Origin of the sequence: Sandaracinus amylolyticus (assembly GCF_000737325.1) — a bacterium.
In the GTDB taxonomy this organism is placed as follows: Bacteria; Myxococcota_A; Polyangia; order Polyangiales; family Sandaracinaceae; genus Sandaracinus; species Sandaracinus amylolyticus.
Window position 1 is genome coordinate 59,480 of the sequence record NZ_CP011125.1, and the last position, 22,638, is coordinate 82,117.

General features: G+C 72.7%; 22 protein-coding genes. 9 read left to right on the plus strand and 13 right to left on the minus strand.

The window, feature by feature from the left end; translation table 11 throughout:
• Nucleotides 1–27: 27 nt before the first annotated feature.
• Entirely contained in the window at nucleotides 28–2,334 is a 2,307-nt protein-coding gene (gene cglD / locus DB32_RS00230; RefSeq protein ID WP_157068540.1) for an adventurous gliding motility lipoprotein CglD, read from the plus strand.
• A 4-nt stretch (nucleotides 2,335–2,338) separates the two neighbouring features.
• On the opposite strand, the gene DB32_RS00235 is transcribed toward cglD, so the two are convergent.
• From DB32_RS00235 to kefF, 4 genes are all read right to left on the minus strand, one after another.
• Nucleotides 2,339–3,751, minus strand: coding sequence for a sigma 54-interacting transcriptional regulator (locus DB32_RS00235; RefSeq protein ID WP_053230392.1), 1,413 nt, complete (start codon nucleotides 3,749–3,751; stop codon nucleotides 2,339–2,341).
• A 1-nt stretch (nucleotide 3,752) separates the two neighbouring features.
• Nucleotides 3,753–4,151, minus strand: a complete 399-nt coding sequence (locus tag DB32_RS00240) for a hypothetical protein (RefSeq protein ID WP_053230393.1) — start codon at nucleotides 4,149–4,151, stop codon at nucleotides 3,753–3,755.
• Between the two features lie 86 nt (nucleotides 4,152–4,237).
• On the minus strand, nucleotides 4,238–6,103 hold the full coding sequence (locus DB32_RS00245; RefSeq protein WP_053230394.1) for a monovalent cation:proton antiporter-2 (CPA2) family protein: 1,866 nt from the start codon (nucleotides 6,101–6,103) through the stop codon (nucleotides 4,238–4,240).
• The gene (gene kefF / locus DB32_RS00250; protein WP_053230395.1) at nucleotides 6,100–6,729 is read right to left on the minus strand and encodes a glutathione-regulated potassium-efflux system oxidoreductase KefF; all 630 of its coding nucleotides are present in this window, start codon (nucleotides 6,727–6,729) and stop codon (nucleotides 6,100–6,102) included. The genes DB32_RS00245 and kefF overlap by 4 nt, the downstream gene beginning before the upstream one ends.
• Nucleotides 6,730–6,884: 155 nt before the next feature.
• Between kefF and DB32_RS00255 the strand changes: the two genes are divergently transcribed.
• Nucleotides 6,885–8,498, plus strand: a complete 1,614-nt coding sequence (locus tag DB32_RS00255) for an APC family permease (protein ID WP_075097414.1) — start codon at nucleotides 6,885–6,887, stop codon at nucleotides 8,496–8,498.
• Nucleotides 8,499–8,540: 42 nt separating this feature from the next.
• Nucleotides 8,541–10,817 (plus strand): DUF3857 domain-containing transglutaminase family protein, encoded by a 2,277-nt coding sequence (locus tag DB32_RS00260; RefSeq protein ID WP_053230396.1) that lies wholly within the window; start codon nucleotides 8,541–8,543, stop codon nucleotides 10,815–10,817.
• 5 nt (nucleotides 10,818–10,822) lie between these two features.
• On the opposite strand, the gene DB32_RS00265 is transcribed toward DB32_RS00260, so the two are convergent.
• A complete protein-coding gene (locus DB32_RS00265) occupies nucleotides 10,823–11,113 on the minus strand; it encodes a hypothetical protein (RefSeq protein ID WP_157068541.1) in 291 nt (96 codons plus the stop codon).
• Nucleotides 11,114–11,579: 466 nt separating this feature from the next.
• Entirely contained in the window at nucleotides 11,580–12,299 is a 720-nt protein-coding gene (locus tag DB32_RS00270; RefSeq protein WP_053230398.1) for an iron-containing redox enzyme family protein, read from the minus strand.
• Nucleotides 12,300–12,361: 62 nt separating this feature from the next.
• Here DB32_RS00270 and DB32_RS00275 point away from each other — a divergent pair, with 62 nt between their 5' ends.
• Complete coding sequence (locus tag DB32_RS00275; protein WP_053230399.1) at nucleotides 12,362–12,826, plus strand: SecDF P1 head subdomain-containing protein; 465 nt, start codon at nucleotides 12,362–12,364, stop codon at nucleotides 12,824–12,826.
• A gap of 1 nt (nucleotide 12,827) precedes the next feature.
• On the opposite strand, the gene DB32_RS00280 is transcribed toward DB32_RS00275, so the two are convergent.
• Entirely contained in the window at nucleotides 12,828–13,613 is a 786-nt protein-coding gene (locus DB32_RS00280; protein WP_053230400.1) for a hypothetical protein, read from the minus strand.
• 104 nt (nucleotides 13,614–13,717) lie between these two features.
• Between DB32_RS00280 and DB32_RS00285 the strand changes: the two genes are divergently transcribed.
• On the plus strand, nucleotides 13,718–15,388 hold the full coding sequence (locus tag DB32_RS00285; RefSeq protein ID WP_053230401.1) for an amidohydrolase family protein: 1,671 nt from the start codon (nucleotides 13,718–13,720) through the stop codon (nucleotides 15,386–15,388).
• Between the two features lie 20 nt (nucleotides 15,389–15,408).
• Here the strand turns inward: DB32_RS00285 and DB32_RS47815 are convergent, their stop codons facing one another.
• Entirely contained in the window at nucleotides 15,409–15,831 is a 423-nt protein-coding gene (locus DB32_RS47815) for a helix-turn-helix domain-containing protein (RefSeq protein WP_169791276.1), read from the minus strand.
• A 159-nt stretch (nucleotides 15,832–15,990) separates the two neighbouring features.
• Between DB32_RS47815 and DB32_RS00295 the strand changes: the two genes are divergently transcribed.
• Entirely contained in the window at nucleotides 15,991–16,650 is a 660-nt protein-coding gene (locus tag DB32_RS00295; protein ID WP_240481142.1) for an RluA family pseudouridine synthase, read from the plus strand.
• Nucleotides 16,651–16,659: 9 nt separating this feature from the next.
• On the opposite strand, the gene DB32_RS00300 is transcribed toward DB32_RS00295, so the two are convergent.
• From DB32_RS00300 to DB32_RS00315, 4 genes are read right to left on the minus strand one after another with little or no spacing between them, the layout of a single operon-like run.
• Nucleotides 16,660–17,076, minus strand: a complete 417-nt coding sequence (locus DB32_RS00300) for a VOC family protein (protein WP_053238640.1) — start codon at nucleotides 17,074–17,076, stop codon at nucleotides 16,660–16,662.
• A 32-nt stretch (nucleotides 17,077–17,108) separates the two neighbouring features.
• The gene (locus tag DB32_RS00305) at nucleotides 17,109–18,029 is read right to left on the minus strand and encodes an alpha/beta hydrolase (protein WP_053230404.1); all 921 of its coding nucleotides are present in this window, start codon (nucleotides 18,027–18,029) and stop codon (nucleotides 17,109–17,111) included.
• Nucleotides 18,030–18,058: 29 nt separating this feature from the next.
• Nucleotides 18,059–18,652, minus strand: coding sequence for a TetR/AcrR family transcriptional regulator (locus DB32_RS00310; RefSeq protein ID WP_053230405.1), 594 nt, complete (start codon nucleotides 18,650–18,652; stop codon nucleotides 18,059–18,061).
• Between the two features lie 39 nt (nucleotides 18,653–18,691).
• On the minus strand, nucleotides 18,692–19,240 hold the full coding sequence (locus tag DB32_RS00315) for an NUDIX hydrolase (protein WP_053230406.1): 549 nt from the start codon (nucleotides 19,238–19,240) through the stop codon (nucleotides 18,692–18,694).
• A gap of 78 nt (nucleotides 19,241–19,318) precedes the next feature.
• Here DB32_RS00315 and DB32_RS00320 point away from each other — a divergent pair, with 78 nt between their 5' ends.
• A complete protein-coding gene (locus DB32_RS00320) occupies nucleotides 19,319–20,680 on the plus strand; it encodes a hypothetical protein (RefSeq protein ID WP_053230407.1) in 1,362 nt (453 codons plus the stop codon).
• On the opposite strand, the gene DB32_RS00325 is transcribed toward DB32_RS00320, so the two are convergent.
• Nucleotides 20,681–21,307: a DNA-3-methyladenine glycosylase I gene (locus DB32_RS00325; RefSeq protein WP_275935449.1), complete on the minus strand. Its 627-nt coding sequence runs from the start codon at nucleotides 21,305–21,307 to the stop codon at nucleotides 20,681–20,683.
• 103 nt (nucleotides 21,308–21,410) lie between these two features.
• On the opposite strand from DB32_RS00325, the gene DB32_RS00330 reads away from it, so the two are divergent.
• A complete protein-coding gene (locus DB32_RS00330) occupies nucleotides 21,411–22,049 on the plus strand; it encodes a hypothetical protein (RefSeq protein WP_053230409.1) in 639 nt (212 codons plus the stop codon).
• Nucleotides 22,050–22,108: 59 nt separating this feature from the next.
• Nucleotides 22,109–22,630 (plus strand): FHA domain-containing protein, encoded by a 522-nt coding sequence (locus tag DB32_RS00335; protein ID WP_053230410.1) that lies wholly within the window; start codon nucleotides 22,109–22,111, stop codon nucleotides 22,628–22,630.
• Nucleotides 22,631–22,638: the final 8 nt, after the last annotated feature.

The window sequence follows — 22,638 nt, forward strand, 5'->3', positions numbered from 1 at the left end:
TCGCGGGTCTGATAACGTCCGCGGCGGATGACTCGCGCAACACTGTTCCTCGCGGTGACCCTCGCTCTCCTCGCCGGGTGTGACGGCGAGACGACCTCGAGCGACGACGCAGGAGGTCACGCTCTCCCGGACGCCGCGCCGGTGATCGATGCCGCCACGCCCGACGCGGCCGCGCCCGACGCCGGCCTCGCCGATGCCGGCGGCGATCCGCCCGCCGATGCGGGCCAGGACGGCGGATCCGACGCGTACGTCCCGCCGGTCGACTCCGACTGCGACGGGCTCGTCGACGGTCCGAGCCGCGAGGGCTGGCTGGGCGAGGACCTCGATGACGACGGCGAGCTCGACGAGGGCGAGACCGATCCCGACCTCTTCGACACCGACGGTGACGGGCTCTCGGACGGAGTCGAGCGCGGCGTCGTCACGCCGTTCGCGACGTGCGCCGACGTCTTCGTGCCCGACGAGGACCCGACGACCACCACCGATCCGGCGCGCGCCGACACCGACGCGGACGGCATCGAGGACGGCGTGGAGGACGAGGACCGCGACGGACAGCGCGACGAGGGCGAGACCGATCCCGGCGACGGAACCTCGCCGCCCGCGCCGATCAGCGCGGTCTGCACCGCGACGGGCCGCACCGAGGTCGCGCTCACGACCGTCGCACCGGCGGACCTCGCGCTCGTCCTGCCGCGCGCGTCGACGAGCGTCGAGGTCGTCTCGGCGGGCACGGCGATCGGCGCGCTCGGCCACGACGTGACGACGTCGGTCGCGTTCGTCGCGCTGCGCGTCACGCCGGCCGACGGACTCGTCGGACCGCTCGGTCTCGAGGAGTCGCTCCGCCCCGCGCTCGCGACCGCGGGCGCGCTGAGCGAGCGCGAGGCGATCTCCACGACGACCTGGGACGGCGCGCCTGCCGTCGTCGCGTCCTACACGCAGGCGAGCACGCTCGACGCCGACGACCACGCGAACGCGCTCGCCGGCGCGCTCGCGCCCGAGAGCACCGGACGCCTGCCCGCCGCGACCGGCCCGACCGGCGCGATGCAGCTGCGCGCGCTCTACGTGCTCCGCAGCGCGACCGAGGCCGTCGTGCTCCTCTCGGTCGCGCAGCGCGCGAGCGCGAGCGGCCCGGCCGCCGAGAGCGCGACCGCGTTCGTCGCGCACGACTTCGTCGCGGGCGCGGCGCTCGGCACCGCGGGCGACGCGCTCGCGCCGACGTGCCGCCTGCTGACGCCGCTCGCCACGCCGCAGGTCGACGTGCTCTTGGTCGTCGACGACAGCGGCTCGATGCAAGCGTCGCAGCTCGCGCTCGCCGAAGCCGCGCACGCGATGGCGCTCGCGTTCGAGAGCGCGCAGCTCGACTGGCGCATGGGCCTCGTCACCTCGAGCTACATCGCGACCGCGGCGCCGAACGCGCTGCGCTTCCGTCGCTTCTCGCGCAACGCGAACCTCGTGCGCGGGTGGCTCACCGAGAACAGCACGTGCGTCGCGGGCACGTGCTCGCAGGTCCCCATCACGCCCGAGCCCGCGACGTGCCCGGGCGATCCCTCCCAGGGCGCGAACGGCGGCTGCTGGATCGGGCTCACGGGCGCGGGGACCGAGGCGGTCCTGGGCTCGGCGCGCGCCGCGATCGCCGCGATCGCGCCCGGCACCGCGCCGGGCGACGACGAGTCCCCGGTGCGAGCCCGCCAGGGCGCACGGCTCGTCGTCATCCTCGTCGGCGACGCCGACGATCAGACGACCGGTGACACGACGACCAGCGCGAATTGCGGCCCCGGCGGCAGCGTCGACGCGGCGGGCACCGCGTGCGTGGCGGTCGCCGACTTCGTGAGCTTCTTCGGCGAGGCCGGCAGCGCCACGCTGCCCACCAACCCCACCGGCGCGCCGATCCCGGTGCACGGCATCGTCTGCCCGTCGGGCGCCGCGTGCGGCTGCACCTCCGGCTCCTGCGATCTCGCGAACTCGGGGCGCGAGTTCAATCCCCAGCCGATCGGCGGCGTGCCCCAGCAGCGGCACGCCGCGGTCGTCGCCGCGACCGGTGGCGTGCTCGGCTCGATCCGCGACGTCGCCGCGGTTCGACGCGCGATGGACGCCATCACCCGCGACACGATCGCGCGCACCGGTCATGCGCTCGACGCGCCGCTCGTCGCGGCGTCGCTCCGCGTCGCGCTCAGCGCGGTGCGCGATCCCGCCGCGTGCGACGCCGCCGACCTGCCGCGCAGCACGGTCGACGGCTATCGCTACGATCCGCAGCGTCGCTCGCTCGCGTTCTACGGCGCGTGTCGCCCGGCGACCGAGAGCGAGACCGCCGCGGTCTCGTTCCAGCGCTGGGCGCACTGACCGATCAGCTCTCCTCGTCGCCCTCGCCCGCCTGCGTCGGGTGCAGGCCGTGCTTCTTCGCGAGGCGATAGAGGTACTTGCGATCCATGTCCGCGGCGCGCGCCGCCGCGGAGATGTTGAACGAGTGGCGATCGAGCAACCAACCCACGTACGCGCGCTCGAACTTCGCTTCCCAGTCCGAGCGCGTGTCGCGATAGCTCTTGCTCGGATCGAAGCGCGCGGGCTCGAGCGCGCTCCCGCCGCCGACGCTCACCGCGCTCGGCGCGCTCGTCCCCGAGATCGACAGCGGCACGCCGGTCAGTCGGATCTCGCGATCGCCCGTCGCGCGCGCGAGGTACGCCGCGCGCTCGAGCACGTTGCGCAGCTCGCGCACGTTGCCCGGCCAGTCGTGGGCGCGCAGCGCGTCCATCGCCTCCTTGCTCACCGCGCGCGGCGCGCCGGTGCCCGCCTCGCCCATCTGCGCGAGCAGACGCTCGACGAGCACCGGGATGTCCTCGCGTCGATCGCGCAGCGAGGGCAGCTCGACCGGCACCACCGCGAGCCGGAAGAACAGATCCTCGCGGAACTTCCCGCGCTCGACCTCCATCCGCAGGTTGCGCTTGCTCGCCGCGATCACCCGGATGTCGACCCGGATCTCCTTGTTGCCGCCGACGCGCCGGAACGCGCGCTGCTCGAGCGCGCGCAGCAGCTTCGGCTGCAGGTCGAGCGGCAGCTCGCCGATCTCGTCGAGGAAGAGCGTGCCGCCGTGCGCGAGCTCGAACGCGCCCTGGCGTGACGCGCTCGCCCCGGTGAACGCGCCCTTCTCGTGGCCGAAGAGCTCGCTCTCGATCAGCGTCGAGACCACCGCGCCGCAGTCGACCACGACGAACGGCTTCGCCTTGCGCGGCGAGCTCTGGTGGATCGACCGCGCGAGCACGTCCTTGCCGGTGCCGGTCTCGCCGCCGATCAGCACGGTCGCGTCGGTCGGCCCGAGCCGCTCGAGCAGACCGAAGATCTGCCGCATCGCGATCGACGTGCCGTAGACCTCGCCGAAGCGATCCTTCTCGCTCGGCAGCAGCTCGATGCGCTCCTGGAACGGGCGCACCTTGAGCTCGACCTTGCCGACCGTGATCACCGCGCCCGGCTTGAGCCAGGCTTCCTTGATCTCGGCGCCGTCGAGCAGCGTGCCGTTCGTCGATCCGAGATCGCGCAGCAGGTAGCCCTTGCGCTCGCGCGCGATCTCGCAGTGCACGCGCGAGACCGTCTCGTCGGCGAGCACGAGGTCGTTGCCCTCGCTCTTGCCGATGCGGAACACGTCGCCCTCGACCACGCGCTCTTCGCCGCGCTGCCCGCCGCTCAGGATGACGAGCGAGCAGCGCGGCAGATCGAGGTAACGCGCGCCGGCCGCGGCCAGCGTGCCGGGTGACACGGTGCTCACGCTACGAACCCTCCCGCAAGCTCACGCGCACACGCCCTTCGGCGGGTGCGTCGAGCCTGCCCTCGCGCGACTCCGTCGCGCCGTCTTCGTGCACCAGATCGACCGCCACCACGTAGCGTCCCGGCGCGAGCTCCACCGTGTGACGCACCGACTCCGGCGCGCCGCTCGGATAGCGCAGCGACACGTGGTGGACGAGCTCGTCCGACTCGAGGAACGCGACGTCCACGCGCGTGATCTCGGCGTGCTGCGCGCCGAGCGGGAGCTCGACGTCGACCTCGCGGGGCGCGCTGCCCAGGACCTCGCGCCCCACGACCAGCGCCGCGACGATCGCGAGGGCGGGCGCCCACCGTCGCCGATGGGTGCGCATCCACTCCCAGCCCTGGTGGAGCCGCTCCAGCACGGACGGCAGGGTACCACGCGATGGGGGCGGGAGACCCCGAAATCTGAGCGGCGCGGGACTTTTCGAGCTGCGACCGCCCAGCCCCCTCACGCGTCGGGCCGCAGCACCTCGTTGTCGAACGCGCCGTCCGACACGACTTCGCGCTGCTTCGCGCTCGCTTTGAGGAGCCGCTCGGCCTCTTCGTTCGCGCGTCGCACCGCGGCGAAGTACACGTCCTCGTCGCCGCCCCAGAGCTCCTCGAGCTCGTGCAGCGCGCGCGCGTCCTGCGCGCGGTACGCCTGCGCCGCGCGGTGCGCCTGGTGCGCGCGGAGCCCGAGCGCCTGCAGCGTGGCGGTGCCCGCCTCCATCGCGCTGCCGAACGTCTCGCGGAACACGTGGGTGATGCCGAGCTTGCGCAGCTCGTAGTAGTGCAGGCGGTCCCAGGCGCGCGCGACCACGTGCAGGTTCGGGAAGTGCGTGCGCACCGCTCGCGCGATCTGGAGCGACTTCTCGCGGTCGTCGATCGCCAGCACGAGCACCTTCGCGCGCGCGCAGCCCGCCGCGTGCAGGAGCTCGAGGCGCGACGCGTCGCCGTAGTAGACCTTCAGGCCGGCGCGCTGCACGCCCTCGACGGTCTCGGCGTCGTGATCGAGCACGGTCGTCTCGTACCCGGCAGCGCGCAGCAGACGACCGACGATCTGACCGAAGCGACCGAAGCCCGCGATCACCACGGGATTGTCGTGCTGCGGGATCTCGTCGTCGGGGCGCTCGGCCTTCGCGTCGGTCACGCGCGGCAGGACGAAGCGCTCGACGACGATCAGGAGCAGCGGCGTCGCGAGCATCGAGAGCGCGACCACCGCGACGATCGGCCCGGCCTGCTCGCGCGTGAGCACGCCGCTCTGCTGCGCGAACGACGCGAGCACGAACGCGAACTCGCCGCCCTGCGCGAGCGCGAACGCGAAGAGCCAGCGCGCCGGGCGGACCAGGCCGAACACGCGCGCGACGACGTAGAGCACCCCGAGCTTCACGAGGACGAGGCCGAGCACGAGCGCCGCGATGAGCAGCGGCTGGTCCATCAAGAGCGCGAAGTCGATGCTCGCGCCGACCGAGATGAAGAAGAGCCCGAGCAAGAGCCCCTTGAACGGCTCGAGGTCGCCCTCGAGCTCGTGGCGGTACTCGCTCTCCGCGAGCACGAGCCCTGCGAGGAAGGTGCCGAGCGCGGCCGAGAGCCCGACGCGCTGCATCAGGAGCGTGATCGCGATGACGAGGAAGAGCGCGGCCGCGGTGAACACCTCGCGCTGACGCGTCGCCGCGAGATAGCGGAACATCGGGCGCACGAGGAACCGGCCCGCGACGATGATCCCGCCGATCGCCGCGAGCACGAGCAGCGCCTGGAGCCACGCCGGGCGATCGGTGGCGCCTGCGCCGTGCGCGTCCGCGACCGCCTCGGGCGCGCGCGCGGCGAGCAGCGGGATGACGGCGATCATCGGGATCACCGCGATGTCCTGGAAGAGCAGGACCGAGAAGCTCGCTTGTCCTCCCGCGGTGCGCAGCAGGTTCTTCTCGGTGAGGCTCTGCAGCACGATCGCGGTCGAGCTGAGCGACAGGATCATGCCGGTCGTGACCGCCGCGCCCGGCGCGAGGCCGAGCGCCCACGCGATCAGCGCGACCGCGACCGCCGTGCCCACGACCTGCAGTCCGCCGAGCCCGAGGATCGTGCGCCGCATCTCCCAGAGCAGCGAAGGCCGCAGCTCGAGCCCGATCAGGAAGAGCATCATCACGACGCCGAACTCGGCGAAGTGCATGACCTCCTGCCCCTCGCGCCCGACGAGCCCGAGCGCGAACGGCCCGATCACGACGCCCGCGAAGAGATAGCCGAGCACCGAGCCGAGCCCGAGGCGGTTCGCGATCGGCACCGCGATCAGCGCCGCGGTCAGGTACACGAACGCTTGCGTGAAGAGATCCCCGCTCATCGCGCCGCCTCCGTCTCGTGCTCGTGCGCGTCGTCGATCAGTGCGTTCACGATGTCGGCGCGCGCCGCGCGCTCGAGGTCGAGCCGATCGTCGCGCAGCATCGCGAGCAGTCGCGCGTAGCGCTGCGCGTGCGGCGCGACCTCGTGGTGCTGCGAGAGCGCGAGCGCGCCGTGCACCACGAAGGGCGCGAGGTAGCGCATCCCGCAGAGGTACGCGCTCTGATCGAACGGCGAGAGCAGGTGCCGCATCGTGAAGCGATTGCGCCCTTCGGGGTGGTACGCGGCCTGGGCGCCGCCGGTGGTCGTGGCGTTCATGAGCGTCTTGCCGCGCAGCGCAGTGCCGCCGACGCCGTAGGCCCAGCCGTGCTCGAGCACGACGTCGAGCCACTCCTTCACGATCGACGGCGCGCTGTACCAGTAGAACGGGTGCTGCAGCACGATCACGTCGTGCTCGACGAGCAGCGCCTGCTCGCGCTGCACGTCGATGGCGAAGCTCGGATAGCTCTCGTAGAGGTCGTGGGTCGTGACGCCTTCGACGCCCTGCGCGGCTTCGAAGAGGCGCCGGTTCACGCGCGAGCGCTCGAGCGCCGGATGCGCGAAGACGACGAGGACACGACGCGGGGGCATGGGGCCGGCAGTCTAGGGCCATCTCGTGCGTGCGCGCCTGTTCCGATCGACGAAATGCGCACGAAACGTCGGGCCGCCCGGCGTGAGATCGCAGGGTGCAACGGCGATTCGATTTCACTAGGATGCGCGGCAATCCTGGGGGAAGGCCCGACTCGATGAAGCTCTTCGCGAAGAAGGATCTCGACACCGTGGTGCGCGAGGCGCACGACCCGAACCTCGCGGAGGGCCACGGCGGGCTCAAGCGGACCCTCGGCGCGTTCAACCTCACGATGCTCGGGATCGGCGCGATCATCGGCGCGGGCATCTTCTCCCTGACGGGCACCGCGGCCGCCCAGTACGCGGGCCCCGGCATCGCGTTCTCGTTCGTGCTCGGCGGGCTCCTCTGCACGTTCGCGGGGCTCTGCTACGCGGAGCTCGCCGCGATGATCCCGGTCGCGGGCTCGGCCTACGCGTACGCGTACACGACGATGGGCGAGCTCGTCGCGTGGATCATCGGATGGGACCTCGTCCTCGAGTACGCGTTCGGCGCGGTGGTCGTGTCGATCGCGTGGTCCGGCTACTTCGTCGAGCTGCTCGGCTCGCTCGGCATCACGCTGCCCGACCACCTGCTCTACTGGACCAAGGGGCCCTTCGAGGAGATCACGCTCGCGAGCGGAGCGACCACGACGGGCTTGTGGAACGTGCCCGCGTCGGTCGTCGCGCTGCTCTGCGCGTCGGTGCTCTATCGCGGCATCCGCGAGAGCGCGTGGGTGAACAACCTGATCGTTGTCCTCAAGACGACGATCGTCTGCGTCTTCATCCTGCTCGGCATCACGCTCGTCAGCGGCGACAACCTGTTCGTGAACCCCGCCGCGAGCGGGCTCGGCTCGCTGGTGCCCGCGCCGGTCGATCTCGCCGAGGCCGACTGGTCGGCCGTCGATCGGCTCCTGCACGATCTCTTCGGCTACCACCCGAGCCGCTACGGCTGGGGCTGGGGCGGCGTGCTCACCGGCGCCGGCGTCGTGTTCTTCGCGTACATCGGGTTCGACGCGGTGAGCACGACCGCGCAGGAGGCGCGGAGGCCGCAGAGCGATCTTCCGATCGGGATCCTCGCGTCGCTCGTGATCTGCACGGCGCTCTACATCCTCGTCGCGATCACGATGACCGGCGTCGTGAACTACACCGACCTCGACGTGTCCGCGCCGATCGCCGTGGGCATCGATCGCATCGTCGAGCTGCGCGGGTGGAGCGAAGGCGCGGCGCACACTTTCAGCGCCGTGATCAAGCTCGGCGCGCTCGCCGGGCTCACCAGCGTGATCCTCGTGATGATGCTCGGACAGACGCGCGTGTTCTACGCGATGGCGGGCGACGGCCTGTTGCCCTGGTTCCACGAGACGCACCGGAAGTTCCACACCCCGCACGTGGCCACGGTGCTGACCGGCGTGTTCGTGGCGATCGCCGGCGGGAGCATGCCGATGCACCTCGTCGGCGAGCTCGTCTCGATCGGGACGCTGCTCGCGTTCGTGCTGGTGTGCCTCGGCGTTCCGATCCTGCGCCGCACCAACCCGAACACGCCGCGCCCGTTCAAGGTCCCCGCGCCGTGGCTGATCGGCGGGCTCGGCGCGGCCTCGTGCCTCTTCGTGATGATCGGCCTGCCGCCCGACACCTGGCTGCGCCTGATCGTGTGGCTCGCGCTCGGCTTCGCGATCTACTTCACGTACGGCCGCAAGAACTCGCACCTGCAGAAGCGCCTCGCGGCGGGCGGAGACGGCGCGAAAGACGCCGCCTGAAACGCTCGACGGCGCGCGCGCGGGCCGGCATGCTCGCGCGCCATGCGCTCGCCGTCCCCAGCGCGCTCTCGTCTTCTTGTCGCGCTGCTCGCGCTGCTCGTCGCCGCGCCGTCGGCGCGCGGCTCGGCCCAGACGCCGGGGATCACCGTCGGCGCGCCTGCGCCGTCGTGGGCGGAGGTGATCGATCCGCCGCCGCCGCGCGCGGAGCACGTGGGAGCCCTCGAGCAGCTGCTCTTCGATCAGCAGTCGCAGCTCTCGCCCGAGGCGCAGGTCGACTTCCATCGTGTCGCGTACCGCGTCGCGACGACCGCGGGCCTCGCGTCGGGATCGCAGATCTCGATCGAGGTGAGCTCGCGCGAGGAGCTCGTGTGGCACTGGGCGCGCCGCGTGCGCGACGGCGTCGCGACGGACGTGCTCGCGCAGGACCGCGTCCGGGTGATCCAGCCCGAAGCGCGCCTCGACGACGGGCTCTACGACGAGCGCCGCTCCGCGCTCCTCTTCGTCGAGGACGTGCGCGTCGGCGACGTGATCGACTACGCGTACTCGCTGCGCGAGGACTCGTCGCTGCTGGGCGGGCGCAACGCGTCGCGCATCCCGATCGGGTGGCCCGGCGCGCGTCGCGTGCGCTTCGCCGCGCGCTGGCCGCGCGATCGCGCGGTCCGGACGCGGCTGCACGAGCTCCCGCGCGACTACCACGTCGTGGAGAGCGACGGCGCGCTCCGCGTCGACGCGCTCGACGTGCCGCTCGCGGAGCTCGCGGACGATGCGCCCGCGTGGATCGTCGGGGCGCCCTGGGTCGAGATCTCCGAGTTCGCCGCGTGGTCCGACGTGGAGCGCTGGGCGCGGCCCCTCTATGCGATCGACGATCTCGACGCGGTGCTCGCGAACGTGCCCATGGATCGGCTGCGCGCGGCGGGTGCTCGCGACGCGCAGATCGAGGCCGCGCTCCAGTTCGTGCAGGACGAGGTGCGCTATCTCGGCGTCGAGGTCGCGCACAACGCGATCGTGCCGCACGCGCCCGCCGAGGTCGCGCGCCGTCGCTACGGCGACTGCAAGGACAAGGCGCTGCTGCTCGTCGCGATCCTCCGTGGGCTCGGCGTCCAGGCGGAGCCCGCGCTCGCGAGCACGACGTCGGGGGCGTCGCTCGACGACGCGCTGCCCTCGCCCTACGCGTTCGATCACGTGGTGGTGCGCATCCACCTCGACGGCGGCCCGGTGTGGGTCGACGCGACGCGCACGTTCGAGCGAGGCCCGCTGCGCGACCGGCCCGCGCTCACGGTGCGCCGCGCGCTGCCGATCGGCGGACCGGAGCAGACGCTCGTCGAGGTGCCGCTGCCGATCGCGGCAGAGCCCACGCAGATCGTCGACGAGCGATACGTCGTGGCAGGCGCCCAGAGCTCGCTGCGCGCGACGACGCTCTATCGCGGCCCGCACGCCGCGCGGCTTCGTTCCTTCGCCGACGCACGCCGGACCGAGTCGATCGGCGAGAGCGCGCTCGACTTCTATCGCGAGCTGGGGCTCGACGTGCGCGTGCGCGAGCCGCTGCGCATCGAAGACGACGCGCGACGGGGCACGGTGACGGTCCACGAGCACTACTCGCTCGACGAGTTCTGGGCCGTCGAGGAGCGCGGGCTCGACGCGTGGGCGGTGATCGACCACCTGCCGGTCCCGAGCGAGTCGCGCCCGCCGGGCCCGCTCGCGCTGCCGCACCCCGTCCACGTCGTGCACCGCGTCTCGGTCGCGAACGATCGCGGCTGGCAGATCCAGAACGAGCACGAGGTCGTCGAGACCGAGGAGCTGCGGGTGTCGCGCCGCGTGACGGTGCGCGGGCGCGAGCTCGAGATCGAGGTGCGCCTCCAGACGCTCGCCGATCACGTGCCGGCGGATCGAGTCGAGGTGTATCGAGAGCGCGCGCTCGCCGCCGACGCGCTCGCGCGGTACTCGGTGATCGAGCACGCCGAGCCGAGCTCGTGGAGCCGCGCCATCCCGTGGATCGTGCTGGGAATTCCGGTGCTCGTCGTCCTCGGCGTGATCGCGCTGGGCGCGCTGCGCCGGCGTCTGGGAACCCGCAGGAGCCGCGCGTTCCGACGCATGCAGAGCTTCGCGGGCGGCGAGTCGGCGCAGGCGGCGATCGAGGTCCGCGATCGCGACGAGGCCGAGCGCGAGCACCGCACCGCGCGTTGCTGCGGCGCGCGCGTCGAGGGCGGCCAGTGGTCGCAGGCGCAGCTCGGCGGTGCGCGCCTCTTCGTGCACGCGGCGACGTGCGCGAGCTGTGGCCGCGCCCATCGCCGCTACTACCGACAGCGCGACGCGGCCTGACCGGGTCAGCCGTAGCGGTAGGTGCGTCCGCGCGCGACGAGCGACACCACCGCGAGCAGCAGGATCGATCCGAGGATCGCCCACGCGATCGGGAAGCGCATCCCACCGACGTTCACCGCGAGCAGCTCGGGGAGCCCCGTCGCGCGCGCGAGCATGATGCCGATGAGACCGCCGACGAAGCCCGTCCCCGTCGCCGCGAGAAGACCGCCGGGATAGCGCACGATCGCCTGCGCGATCAGGCCGACGATCAGCGAGAGCACGAGCAACACCAGGAGACCGACCAGACTGATTTCCATCGCTTGCTCCTCGCAGCGCTCACCGCATCGGGCGTGCCATCACCCGCGACGCAGGTCCTGTCCACCGGTCGCCGATCACGATCTGCGGCGATGCGCCTCGCCTGACGCGAAGTCGTCGACGAGTGAGGCCTGTCGTGGACCCGACGAGCCCTCCGACCCTGCCCACGACGCTCCCGATCGCGCCAACGAGCCCTGAGACCGCGCCGACCAGCCGTCCCACCGGCGCAACGAGCCAGCCGACCGGGGCAACGACGCTCGCGACCGGAGCAACGAGCCCTCCGACCGGAGCAACGAGCCCTCCCACCAGAGCAGCGAGCCCTCCAACCACGCCAACGAGCCCTGCGACCGGAGCAACGAGCCGTCCCACCCGCCCAACGAGCCGTCCCACCAGCCCGACCGAGGCCCTACCAGCGCCACCGGGCGTGTGAACGCATCGTTCCTGATAACTACAAAATGGCTCCGGGCCTCAGCGCTCGAGGCCGACCGCGTGCGCGACGTCGTCGCGGTACGCGAGCCAGCGCTCGACGGCCTCGTCCATCGCGCTCACGACGCGCACGCGATCACTCTCCGCGACGTGGTCCAGCATCACGCGCCACGCCGCGAGGCGATGATCGCCTTCGACGCCGCGATGCGCCTTGGTCAGCGCGAGCGACGCGACCGGCAGCCCGTAGTGCACGACCAGCGGATGCTGCTCGAGCGGAGGCTCGGGCCGCGCCGGCGCGTGCGCGTCGAAGAGCGCGCGCTCGTGCGGCGTGCCCTCGACGAAGATCGTCACGATCGCGGTCGCGACCGCCCACCCGCGCTGGGTCGTCGCGTCGTCGAGGAACGCGCGATACCGCGCCGCGCCGGGCAGCAGCTCCACGCGATCGAAGCGCGAGAGATCGAAGCCGAGCCCGCGCGGGTACTCGAGGAAGAGCTCGGGGTGCGGCTTGCCCGCGTGCAGCCCGCCCGTCTCCTCTTCGTAGAGGTTCTCCGCGAGCTCGCGACGCACCGCCGCGATCGGGCACTGCACGTACGCGCGCCCGACCAGCACCGGGAAGTCACGCACGTAGACCTCCCACTCCTGCTCGAGGTGCACGTGCAGGCGCGTCTTCGCGACGCGCCCCGACGTGAACGACGGCCAAGCCCAGTGGACCTTGCGCTCCATCGCGCGGAGGAGCGCCTCGCGGAACCCGTCGCGATCCATCGCGTCGGATCGTAGGCCCCGTGTCTCTCGTCGCCCACTTTCGTGTGCGATGCTGCGCGCCGATGCAGACCGCGCGCGCCTCGATCGTCACCTTCGCCCTGCTCGCGTCGTGCGCGTTCGGCGTCGAGCAGTACCGCGAGCGTCCACCGGCTCCGTCGCTCGCGATCCGCATGGTCGCCGTCGAGGGCGCCGAGGGCGAGGTCCTCCCGCGATGGTCGGGCGAGACCGACGAGCTCCTCGCGGTGGAGCACGGCGTCGTCGTCGAGTCGCGCAACATCCGTCACGTGCGCCTGCTCGAAGCGGCCGACGGCTCGCGGATCTTGGTCCTCGACCTCGACGACACCGGAAGGTCGCGCCTGCACGAGGCCTCGACGCTGCACGTCGGACGTCGCCTCGCGATCGTCGTCGACGGGCGCATCGTCGCGGCGCCGATCATCCGCACCCCGCTCACCGAGGGCGAGGCCTACGTCGCGGTGCCCGAGCCCGATCTCGAGCGCGCGTTCGAGGTCCTGAGCACGCGGAACTGAGTCAGCGCAGCGACCACCGCGGCACGTCGGTGTCGAGCCCCTCGACCATCACGCTCACGGCGCGCTGCTCGTCGACGGTTCCGACCAGCGGCAGCGACGCGTCCACGTCGAGCGTCGCGTCCATCGTCGCCGACGCGCGCGTCGCCGAGCTGCGCACTGCATCGAGCGCGACCTGCGCGCGCACGCCCATCGGCCCCGCGATCACCGGCAGCTCCGCGCGCGACACGGTCACGGCGAGCGGCTGCGCGCCGTCGGTGCGCAGGTCGCTCATCGTGATCATCGGCGTGCCCGCGCGCGTGATCTCCACGCTGCGCATCGTGATCGGCGGCGCGCCCGCCGCCGCGAGCTGACCGAAGCCAGCGATCATCGTGCCGATGCGCTCGGGGATCGCGAGCGCGTCGAGCATCGCGCCCCATCCGCTCCCGCGCATCCCCGCGCCCACGTCGCCGCGAAGATCGATGCGCGCGACCCCGCCCTCGACGCGCGTCGGCGCGCCGCTCGCGATCCCCACCGTGACCGGCTCCACGACCTCGACCGACGTCACCACGCCGCTCGCGAGCGTGCACCGCGTCGGCGCGACCACCAGCGCGTCGAGCGAGATCGCGAGCTCCACCGCGAACCGCTCGTCGCACTCGACGCCGCGCTCCGCGAGCTGCCCGCGCGCGATCGCGGTGGCGATCGCGTGACGCCCGACGACCAGACCGATGCCGCCTACGCACGCCGACACGACCGCGAACAGCGCGAAGCACCCGATCACGCGCAACGCAGTGCCGCCCGACTTGCTCATCCTCGTGTCTCCCGTGTCGTGCGCGTGACGCGCTGTCCACCGCGTGCCGCTCGCGCGTATGCTCGATCCCAGCGGAGGCCTGCTTGCGTCGAGTCGTTCTTGCCGTGTCGCTCTCGCTCGCGCTCGCCGGTTGTCCCGGTGGTACCTCGCCCGCCGACGCCGGCCCACCCGACGCGACGACGTCCGGCGACGACGACGCCGCGATGCCGATCGACGCCGCCGTGCCCGACGACGCGCAGCCGCCGATCGACGCCTCCGATCCCGACGGCGGCGCGCCGACCGGCTCCGCCGCCGCGCCGCCCGCCGAGATCGTGCGCACCGGCACCGGCGGCTTCCTCCTGCGCGGCACGGTGCTCGCGCCCGACGGACCGATCGTCGATGGCGAGGTGCTGATCGTCGGTGACTCGATCACCTGCGTCGCCGAGGACTGCAGCGCGTCGCCGTCGGCCGACACCGTGATGATCATCGACACCCACGCGACGATCTCGGCGGGCCTGATCGACGCGCACAACCACGCGACCTACGACTTCCTGCCCGAGTGGGTGCCCGCGGACATGCGCCTCTTCGGCAATCGCTACGAGTGGCGCGCCGACGCCGACTATCGCGCGCACGTCGAGCCCGAGGCGCGCCTCGAGTCGTGGGGCAGCGGCGACCCCCGCAACCGCCAGCACATGTGCGCCGCGCTTCGCTACGCGGAGCTGCGCTCGGTGATCCACGGCACGACGACGATGATGGGCCAGGCGCCGAACCGCGAGTGCGCGCAGGGCCTGGTCCGCAGCGCCGAGCACGCCCACGGCCTCGGCACCAACCGCATGCGCACCACGATCTCCGGCGCGTGCGAGAGCGCGCTGAACGACACCGCGCGCACGTCGATCGTGAACGCGTTCCGCAGCGGCGAGACCACGCGTCACGCGGTGCACATGGGCGAGGGCTACACCGGCGGCGGCGTCGCGACCGATCCGACGCGCGAGCTCGACTGCTACGCGGGCCGTCATCGCTACACGACCTCGCTCCTCTCGGACACCGACGGCACGCCGTTCGGCGCCGCGCTCTTCATCCACGCGGTCCCGTTCGACGACGACGATCTCGTCGAGGCGATGGGCGCCGGCGCGCACTTCGTGTGGTCGCCCTCGAGCAACATCCTTCTCTACGGCCGCACCGCGCCGATCGGGCGCATGCTCGAGCTCGGCCTGCCGGTCGCGCTCGGGCCCGACTGGACCGTGTCGGGCTCCGACGAGCTGCTCTCCGAGATGCGCTTCGCGCTCGACTGGGCCGCGGCCGAAGGCGTCTCGCAGGTCACGCCGGAGTCGCTCGTCGAGATGGCCACGATCGGCGGCGCAGACGCGGTCGATCTCGACGCATCGATCGGCCGTCTCGCGCCGGACCTGCGCGCCGACGTCGTCGTGTTCGGTCGTGTCGCGAGCAGCGATCCGTACCTCGCGGTCACCGACAGCCGCGCCGCCGACGTGCGGCTCGTGATGATCGACGGTCGCGCGTACTACGGCGATCTCCCGCTCGAGGGAGCGACCGCGTTCAACGGCTCGTGCGACACCGTCGACGCGTGCGGCACGTCCAAGTTCCTCTGCGCGGCGGGCACGACCGACGCAGCGACGCCGGGCGCCGAGACCGTCGACGAGATCGAGGCGCTGCTGCGCAACTACCTCGAGACCGGCTGGCTCGAAGATCCCGACGGCAGCGGTCCGCTCGCGCCCGAGCCGCGCGCGTTCGTGCTCGACGGGGACGATCTCGCGCCGCTGATCGACTGCTCGCTCTGATCGAACGGCGGGCGCGACGCTCAGCTGATCTCGCCGGGCCGCTTGCCCGGCGGGCTCGACGCGCGCTGCGTGAACCCGCTCTCGCGGCGCTGCCGTCCGTCGGACGCGGGCGGCACGTCGCTCTGGTACTTCGCGAGCGCCTCCGCGATGCGACGAATCTCCGCGCGTTGCGCGGGACCGAGCGCGTTCACGGCGTCGAGCAGAGGCCTCAGCTCTTCGTCCGCGAGCGGTTGCTCGAACCCGAGCAAGTCGTTCGGTGTGGTTCGCAACACGTTGGCGAACGTCACGAGCGTCGGTAGCGATGGGAGACAGCGACCACGCTCGATGCGGCTCACGAGCTCGGGCGAGACGCCCGCGAGCTCGGCCAGGCCGCTCTGCGAGAGCCCGAGGGCGTGGCGGCGCTCGCGGATGCGATGCGACACGCTCTTGGCGACGGGAGTCACTAGGGTCTCGTGAGTACTAGGGAAATCGGCGCCCGCCAAGGGACACCGCGTCATGGTGGGCGTATCTGCAATACGGTACCGCGCTCCGCGGTCGGTTACCGTTCTACGTTCCTTCGGCCGTTCGGTGCCGATCGCCATATTCGCCTCGTGAGAATCCTCGTGTCGACCCCCCGTCTCGTGATCGCCGACAAACCCTCGGGTGTGTCGGTGCATCGCGGCTGGGACGACTCGCGCGACACCGTGATGCATCGGCTGCGCGATGCGCTCGGGACCTGGGTGTATCCGGTGCACCGGCTCGATCGCGCGACGAGCGGCGTGCTCGTGGTCGCGCTCGATCCCGACACCGCGCGCGTGCTCTCCGCGTCGTTCCAGGAAGGCCGCGTCGAGAAGGAGTACGTCGCGCTCGTGCGTGGCGCGATCGCGGAGGCCGGTGTCGTCGATCACCCCATTCCCGCGCGGGAGGGCGGCGAGCGTGTGCCGGCGATCACCGACTACGCGCCGATCGCGATCGTGCGCGATCGCTACACGCTCGTGCGCTGTCGTCCGCGCACCGGGCGGCAGCACCAGATCCGCCGGCACATGAAGCACCTGAGCCGCCCGCTGCTCGGCGACACGACGTACGGCGACGGCAAGGAGAACCGGAAGATGCGCGACGAGATCGCGCTGCATCGCCTGGCGCTCCATGCGACGCGCATCGTGCTCCCCGATCCCGATGACACGACCCGCACGCTCGAAGCGCGCGCGTCGCTCCCGGACGATCTGCGCGCGCCGCTGGAGCGCCTCGGGTTCGCGCCGGACGTGCTCGACGCGATCGGATGAGCGAGCGCGCTATCTCGCGAAGATGCGCGACGGATCGCGGAAGCTCTTGAGCTCGATCGCGTTCCCCGACGGGTCCTCGAAGAACATCGTCGCTTGCTCGCCGACCTGACCCGCGAAGCGGATGCGCGGCTCGATCGCGAAGCGCACGCCCCTCTCGCGCAGCGCGTCCCGCGTCGCGTGCCACTGCTCCCACGGCAGGATCGCGCCGAAGTGCCGCACCGGCACGTCGTCGCCGTCGACCTCGTTCGCGCTCGCGCCCTTGCCGCTCGCGTCGACGAGGTGCGCGGTGATCTGGTGCCCGAAGAAGTCGAAGTCGATCCAGCGCGCGTCCTCGCGCCCCACGGGGCAGCCGAGGAGCCCGGCGTAGAACGCCCGCGCCGCTTCGAGATCGTGCACCGGGAACGCGAGGTGGAACGGGATCGCCATCGCGCGAGTGATCGCGCGCGCGCCCCGCGCGATCAAGACGGCGCGAGCCCCCACGCGACGAAGCGCTCCACGGCGCGCACCACCTCGCGCTCGCGCAGGATGCGGCGGTGACCGAGGCCCTCGGTGCGCATCAGCGTCGCGCCCGGCCACGCGTCCGCGAGGCGACGTCCCTTGTCGAACGGCACCTCCTGATCGCCGACGTCGTGCACCACGAGCAGCGGCGCGTACTGCTTCGCCGCGGTCTTCTCGGTGACGACGTCGTCGAGCGACACGTCGTAGCGCTCCTCGATGCGGCGCTCCATGCGCACCCGGAGCTCGTCGGAGAGGCCCATCATCCGCGCGAACCCGCGCGAGAAGTCGCGCAGATCCGCGGGCGGCGCGATCACCACGTAGCGCTTCGCGAGACCGTGGCTGCGCACCGCCCAGGTCAGCGCGGCGCCGCCCATCGAGTGCGCGACGATCGCGTGCAGCGGGCCGAGCGCGCGCGCCGCGTGCTCGATCGCGCGCGCGACGTCGAAGAACGTGCACGTCGTGCCCGGCGTGTCGCCGTGGGCCGGCGCGTCGAACGCGACCGCGCGGAACCCGAGCGCGGCGAGCCGCTCCGCGACCGGCGCGAGCTGCGCGCCGCGTCCTTCCCATCCGTGCACCAGCAGCACGCGCGGCCCGGCCTCGCCCCACTCCCACGCGGCGAGCGGCGAGCCCTCGGACGGGATCAGGAAGTGCCGCGCACGAGAGAGCGCCTCGAGCTCGCGCGCCGGGCGCGGCGCACGACGCGCGGTGGTGAAGAAGCGCTCCGCGAGCCGCGCCGCGACGTCGGGGGACGCAGCGGCCGCCACCTGGAGCGCGGTGCGTGCGGCCTTCAGCGCCGGCGGGATGACGTCGCCGCGATCTCGCGGTCGAACGTTCGTGCTATTTTCTGACGACACATCGAGCGAACCGTCGATCTCGGTCATGACGAGCCTCCTTCGGGTCGGGGCGGCGCTCAGTCCGCCGCGCGAGCCTGTCGCAGCAATCGGTCGAAGCCGCGGCGCACCCGCGCGTCGGCCTCGGGGTCGCGCAGCATGCGCGAGATGAGGTGGTGCCCGTGGGCGAGCGCCGCGATCTCGTACGCGAGCTGCTCGGGCGCGATCCGGGCCTCGAAGTGCCCTTCTTCCTTCGCGATGCGGATCGCGGTCGCGAGCGTGTCGAGCCAGTCGCGCTGCGCGGCCTCGAGGCGATCGCGCACCGGACCGGGGCGATCGTCGAGCTCGGCCATCGCCTGCACCACGATGCAGCCGCCCGGCATGTCGCACGCGAAGTCGAGCCAGCGCTCGAACAGCGCGCGCACCCGCGGCTCGCCGCGCGGCTTCTTCAGCGCGGGCAGCACGACGCTCTGCACGAACCGCGAGAGCGTCTCCTCGAGGATCGCGAGCTGCAGCGACTCCTTCGACTTGAAGTGCGCGAAGAGCCCGCTCTTGCTCATGCCCGCGCGATCCGCGAGCAGGCCGATGGTCACGCCCTCGAGCCCGAGCTCGCTCGCCAGCGCGATCGCGTGGCCGAGCACGGCAGCTCGCGTCTCTTCGCCCTTCGTGACCATGACGAACCTCGGATTAGCACGACCGTTCGTGTGCGCAACTCAACCCACGGGATCGGGCGGCCCGCCCTCGACGTTCCCGAACGGCTGGCCGAGCGCGCGTCCGCGCGCCGCGTCGAAGTGCCCGAGCGCCCAGTGCACGGTCGGGAACGCGAGCTCCGCCCAGGGGATCTCGTCCCACGCGAAGAGCCGCACCTCGAGCGACTCGATGCCGGGCGCGCACTCCTCGCGCACCATCCGCGCGCGATAGAAGAGCTGCACCTGCGAGATGTGCGTGATCGAGTAGACCGCGAGCAGACCGTCGAGCGCGATCTCCGCGCACGCCTCCTCGCGCGCCTCGCGCATCGCGCCGTGCTCCGGCGACTCGCCGAGCTCGAGGTAGCCCGCGGGCAGCGTCCAGAACCCGCGCCGCGGCTCGATCGCGCGGCGCACGAGCAGCACGCGTCCGTCGTCCGACGTCACGACCGAGCCGACGACGATCTTCGGGTTCTCGTACGCGACGTACGAGCACTCGGGGCACACGAGGCGCGGCTTGTCGTCGCCCTCGGGCACACGACGCTCGCGCGGCCCACGCGTGATCGGGAGCTTCATCGCGCCGGGGCTCCGGCTCGGGCGCGCGTGGACAGGGCGAGCGGCATACGCACAGGATAGTCGAGCGCCGGAGGAGCTGTGTCGAGCGGAGGCGAGCCGATCGAGCGGGAGACGTCGCGCTTCGTGATGCCGCCGCGCAGCGAGGAGCGGCCACGCGCCGACGGCGCGATCCACCTGAAGCCGTCGTTCTACACCGAGCTCTGGTGGCTCGCGCAGGCGGGCATCGTCGCGGCGACCGCGACGATCGTGGTGCTCGCGCTCGCGGTCGCGCGCGGGTTCGCCCCGACGTCGGTGCACGCGGCGTGGATCGTGGTCGTCGCGCTCGGGTGGCTGCTCGTGGTGCGGGCGCGCGGGCCGCGGAGCGCGCGCGTCCGCTGGGACGGATGGGGCGTGACGCTCGACGAGGGCGGCGCGCGCACGGCGATCGCGTGGGCCGCCGCGCGATGGCGCTCGGACGCGCCGGGCGCCGCGCCGGTCGTGCGGCTCCGCGACGACGAGGGCCGCGAGATCGCGGTCGCGGTCCCGTCGTGCGCCGACGCGCCTCGGGGCACGCCGCGGTGCGCCGACGATCTCCGGCCGCTGCTCGACGCGCTCCGTGGGCTGCCCCACGATCCCGACGCGATCGACATCGGCGCGAGCGCGCGCGCGGGCACCGGGCTCGCGCTCGGGGCGGCGATCGTGCTCGCCGTCGCGCTCGTCGCCGCGCTGCAGCTCGGGCATCGCGCGCTCGCGATCGCGACGCTGGCCGTGACGGTGGTGGGCGCGACGTCGTGGAGCGCGCTGCGCGACGTGTTGCTCGCGGTCCAGCGTTCGCGCGCGATGCGCGGGGCGCGGTCGATGCGCGTCGAGAGCGAGGGGCGCGGGCTGCGCGCGCGGTTGCCGGACGGGACGTGGACGGCGCTGAAGGTCGACGCGTTCGTCGCGGACGCGCGACTGGGATCGCGCGACGAGGACGTGCACCTCGTGCTCGAGGCGAGCACCGGAGCGAGCGGGTATCGCGATGCGGGGCAGGTCGTGGCGCGCGCGATCGAGACCCGAGGGGAGCGCGCGGCGCGCCGGCGACGGCTCGCGCTGGCGGTGCTTCAGCTGCTCGGCACCGCGGGCTCGATCGCGATGCTCGCGGTGATCGTCCCCGCGCCGCGACCTCCTTCTCCTCCGCTCGCCTCGACGCTCGGACCGCCGCCTCCGCCGCCGCGCGCGCGGCCGATCGCGCCGCGCCCCGACGAGAGCGCGTACGAGCGCGAGCAGCGCGTGGAGTCGTGGCGCATCTCGGGCCCGCACATCTCGTGGACCTACGACTGCGAGCACGCGATCGGCTGCTATCGCGTGCCGGTGCTCGTCGATCGCGCGCACGGGCTCTACCTCGTGTGCGACGTCGAGCACCGCGCCGAGTGCGCGGCGCGCATGGCCGCGCTCGGGATGACGCAGCCGCTGCCGTGATCACCGCGGACGCACGAACGCCGCGCGCGCGGTCTCGACCTCGTCGCGCATCGCGCAGCCCTCGAAGTGATCGTTCACCAGACCGACCGCCTGCATCATCGCGTACGCGGTCGTCGGCCCGAAGAAGCGGAAGCCGCGCGCCTTGAGCGCCTTCGCGAGGCGCTCGCTCGCGGCGGTCGTCGGCATCGCCTTCACGGTCGCGAGATCGACGTGGGAAGGACGCTCGTGCGCGGGCGGCTCGAACGACCAGATCACCCGCGCGAGCGAGCCCTCGTGCTCGATCAGCGCGACCGCGGCGCGCGCGTTCGCGATCGCGGCCTCGATCTTCCCGCGATGTCGGATGATCCCGGGATCGGCGAGCAACCGCGCGACGTCGCGCTCGCCGTAGCGCGCGACGCGCGCGGGATCGAAGTCGTGGAACACCGCGCGGAAGCGCGCGCGCTTGTGGAGGATCGTCCGCCACGAGAGCCCGGACTGGAAGCCCTCGAGCACGATCTTCTCGAACAGCCGTCGATCGTCGGCGATCGGGCGACCCCACTCGCGATCGTGGTAGTCGAGGTAGAGCGCGTCGTCGCCCGGCCACGCGCAGCGCGCGCGTCCGTCGGTCCCTCGGATCAGCCCGTCCACGCGGCGGATCTTGTCTCACCGGGTGGCATCGTGCCGCGCCGATCCGCGAGGCGTGGCCACGCGCCGCGCTGACCGTGAGTGGCTCGCGCCTAGGTGAACGCTCATGAGCTCCGAGGCTGCGATCCGCATCGTGGTGCTCTCGCTCGGCGCGCTGCTCGCGCTCGCGTCGCTCGCGCGCGTGCGCCGCGTCGAGGCTGCGCACGAGTCGCGCTGGAGCGCGCGGGTGGACCTGCGCCGGCCGCGCATCGGCGATGGATACCGCGCCTCGCGCGCCACGATGTGGATCGCGCGCGGCGTGCCCCAGCTGCTCCGGCGCGGCGCCGCGCTCGGCACCATCGCGGCGGTGCTCGACGTGCTCGCGATCGCGCTCGCGCCGGTCGTCGCGCTCGAGGCGCTCGCGCCGCGTGGACCTCGCGCGCTCGGGGCGATGCTGGTGCTGGTGCCCGCGACGATCGCGGGCGCGCTCGGTGCGCGCGCGCTCTTCCGCGACGGAGAGCGCCTCGCGCGCTGCGACCCCGAGGAACTCGAGCCGCGCGCCGGGCTCGAGGGTCGCTGGCTGCACTTCGGCACGATGCTCCTGCTCGCGCTGCTCGGGCTCGCGTACGACGGGCTCCTCGCGATCCTCGCGACCACCGCGATCGTGCTGTCCGGCTTCGAGCGCCACGTCATCCGTGAGTCGTGGCGCCGGGTGCGCGACGCCGACCGCGCGTCGCACGTCCCGAGCCGCGCGCTGCGGGCCTGACCCGGAGTGAGCAGGACGCCTCAGGTCGTGCGTTCCTGCATCGTGGTACGGTCGATCGCATGAGCGAGCTGGTCTTCGGGAGCGGCATCGCCTTCGTCCGCGCCGCGGAGCAGGCGCGCGGCGGGACCGAGGCGACGCTCGAGCCGGTGCTCGGCGCTGCGCAGCTGATCGGCACGCCGCCCGAGGGCGCCGAGGACGCGGACTGGTCCTTCCAGACGCGCGCGATGTCGCACGGCGCGGCGAGCATGCGGCTCGGGATCGATCTCTGGCGCGCGGTCGTGTTCCCGGTGCGGAAGGTCACGAAGACGTTCCCGGGCACGATGCTGGTCGGCCGCGCGAGCTCGGGCGACGTCCTGATCGACCACCCGAGCATCTCCAAGCTCCACGCGCGCATCCGCCGCGCGCCCGACGGCACGTACACGCTGCAGGACGCCGGATCGCGGAACGGCACCGCGATCGACGGCAAGCCGGTGGGCGCTCAGGAAGTGCCGCTGGTGCCCGGCGCGTCGGTGCGCCTCGGCGACTGGACGCTCCGCTTCGAGCGCCTCCCCGAGACCCTCGCGCTGCTCAAGTCGTCGTGATCTGCTCC

Bases quoted from the DNA above. Each gene is read 5' to 3' on its own strand.
- cglD (WP_157068540.1), top strand. From the start codon at position 28: ATGACTCGCGCAACACTGTTCCTCGCGGTGACCCTCGCTCTCCTCGCC.
- DB32_RS00245 (WP_053230394.1), bottom strand. From the start codon at position 6,103: ATGAGCGGGGATCTCTTCACGCAAGCGTTCGTGTACCTGACCGCGGCG.
- kefF (WP_053230395.1), bottom strand. From the start codon at position 6,729: ATGCCCCCGCGTCGTGTCCTCGTCGTCTTCGCGCATCCGGCGCTCGAG.
- DB32_RS00255 (WP_075097414.1), top strand. From the start codon at position 6,885: ATGAAGCTCTTCGCGAAGAAGGATCTCGACACCGTGGTGCGCGAGGCG.
- DB32_RS00260 (WP_053230396.1), top strand. From the start codon at position 8,541: ATGCGCTCGCCGTCCCCAGCGCGCTCTCGTCTTCTTGTCGCGCTGCTC.
- DB32_RS00265 (WP_157068541.1), bottom strand. From the start codon at position 11,113: ATGGAAATCAGTCTGGTCGGTCTCCTGGTGTTGCTCGTGCTCTCGCTG.
- DB32_RS00270 (WP_053230398.1), bottom strand. From the start codon at position 12,299: ATGGATCGCGACGGGTTCCGCGAGGCGCTCCTCCGCGCGATGGAGCGC.
- DB32_RS00275 (WP_053230399.1), top strand. From the start codon at position 12,362: ATGCAGACCGCGCGCGCCTCGATCGTCACCTTCGCCCTGCTCGCGTCG.
- DB32_RS00280 (WP_053230400.1), bottom strand. From the start codon at position 13,613: ATGAGCAAGTCGGGCGGCACTGCGTTGCGCGTGATCGGGTGCTTCGCG.
- DB32_RS00300 (WP_053238640.1), bottom strand. From the start codon at position 17,076: ATGGCGATCCCGTTCCACCTCGCGTTCCCGGTGCACGATCTCGAAGCG.
- DB32_RS00305 (WP_053230404.1), bottom strand. From the start codon at position 18,029: ATGACCGAGATCGACGGTTCGCTCGATGTGTCGTCAGAAAATAGCACG.
- DB32_RS00310 (WP_053230405.1), bottom strand. From the start codon at position 18,652: ATGGTCACGAAGGGCGAAGAGACGCGAGCTGCCGTGCTCGGCCACGCG.
- DB32_RS00315 (WP_053230406.1), bottom strand. From the start codon at position 19,240: ATGAAGCTCCCGATCACGCGTGGGCCGCGCGAGCGTCGTGTGCCCGAG.
- DB32_RS00330 (WP_053230409.1), top strand. From the start codon at position 21,411: ATGAGCTCCGAGGCTGCGATCCGCATCGTGGTGCTCTCGCTCGGCGCG.
- DB32_RS00335 (WP_053230410.1), top strand. From the start codon at position 22,109: ATGAGCGAGCTGGTCTTCGGGAGCGGCATCGCCTTCGTCCGCGCCGCG.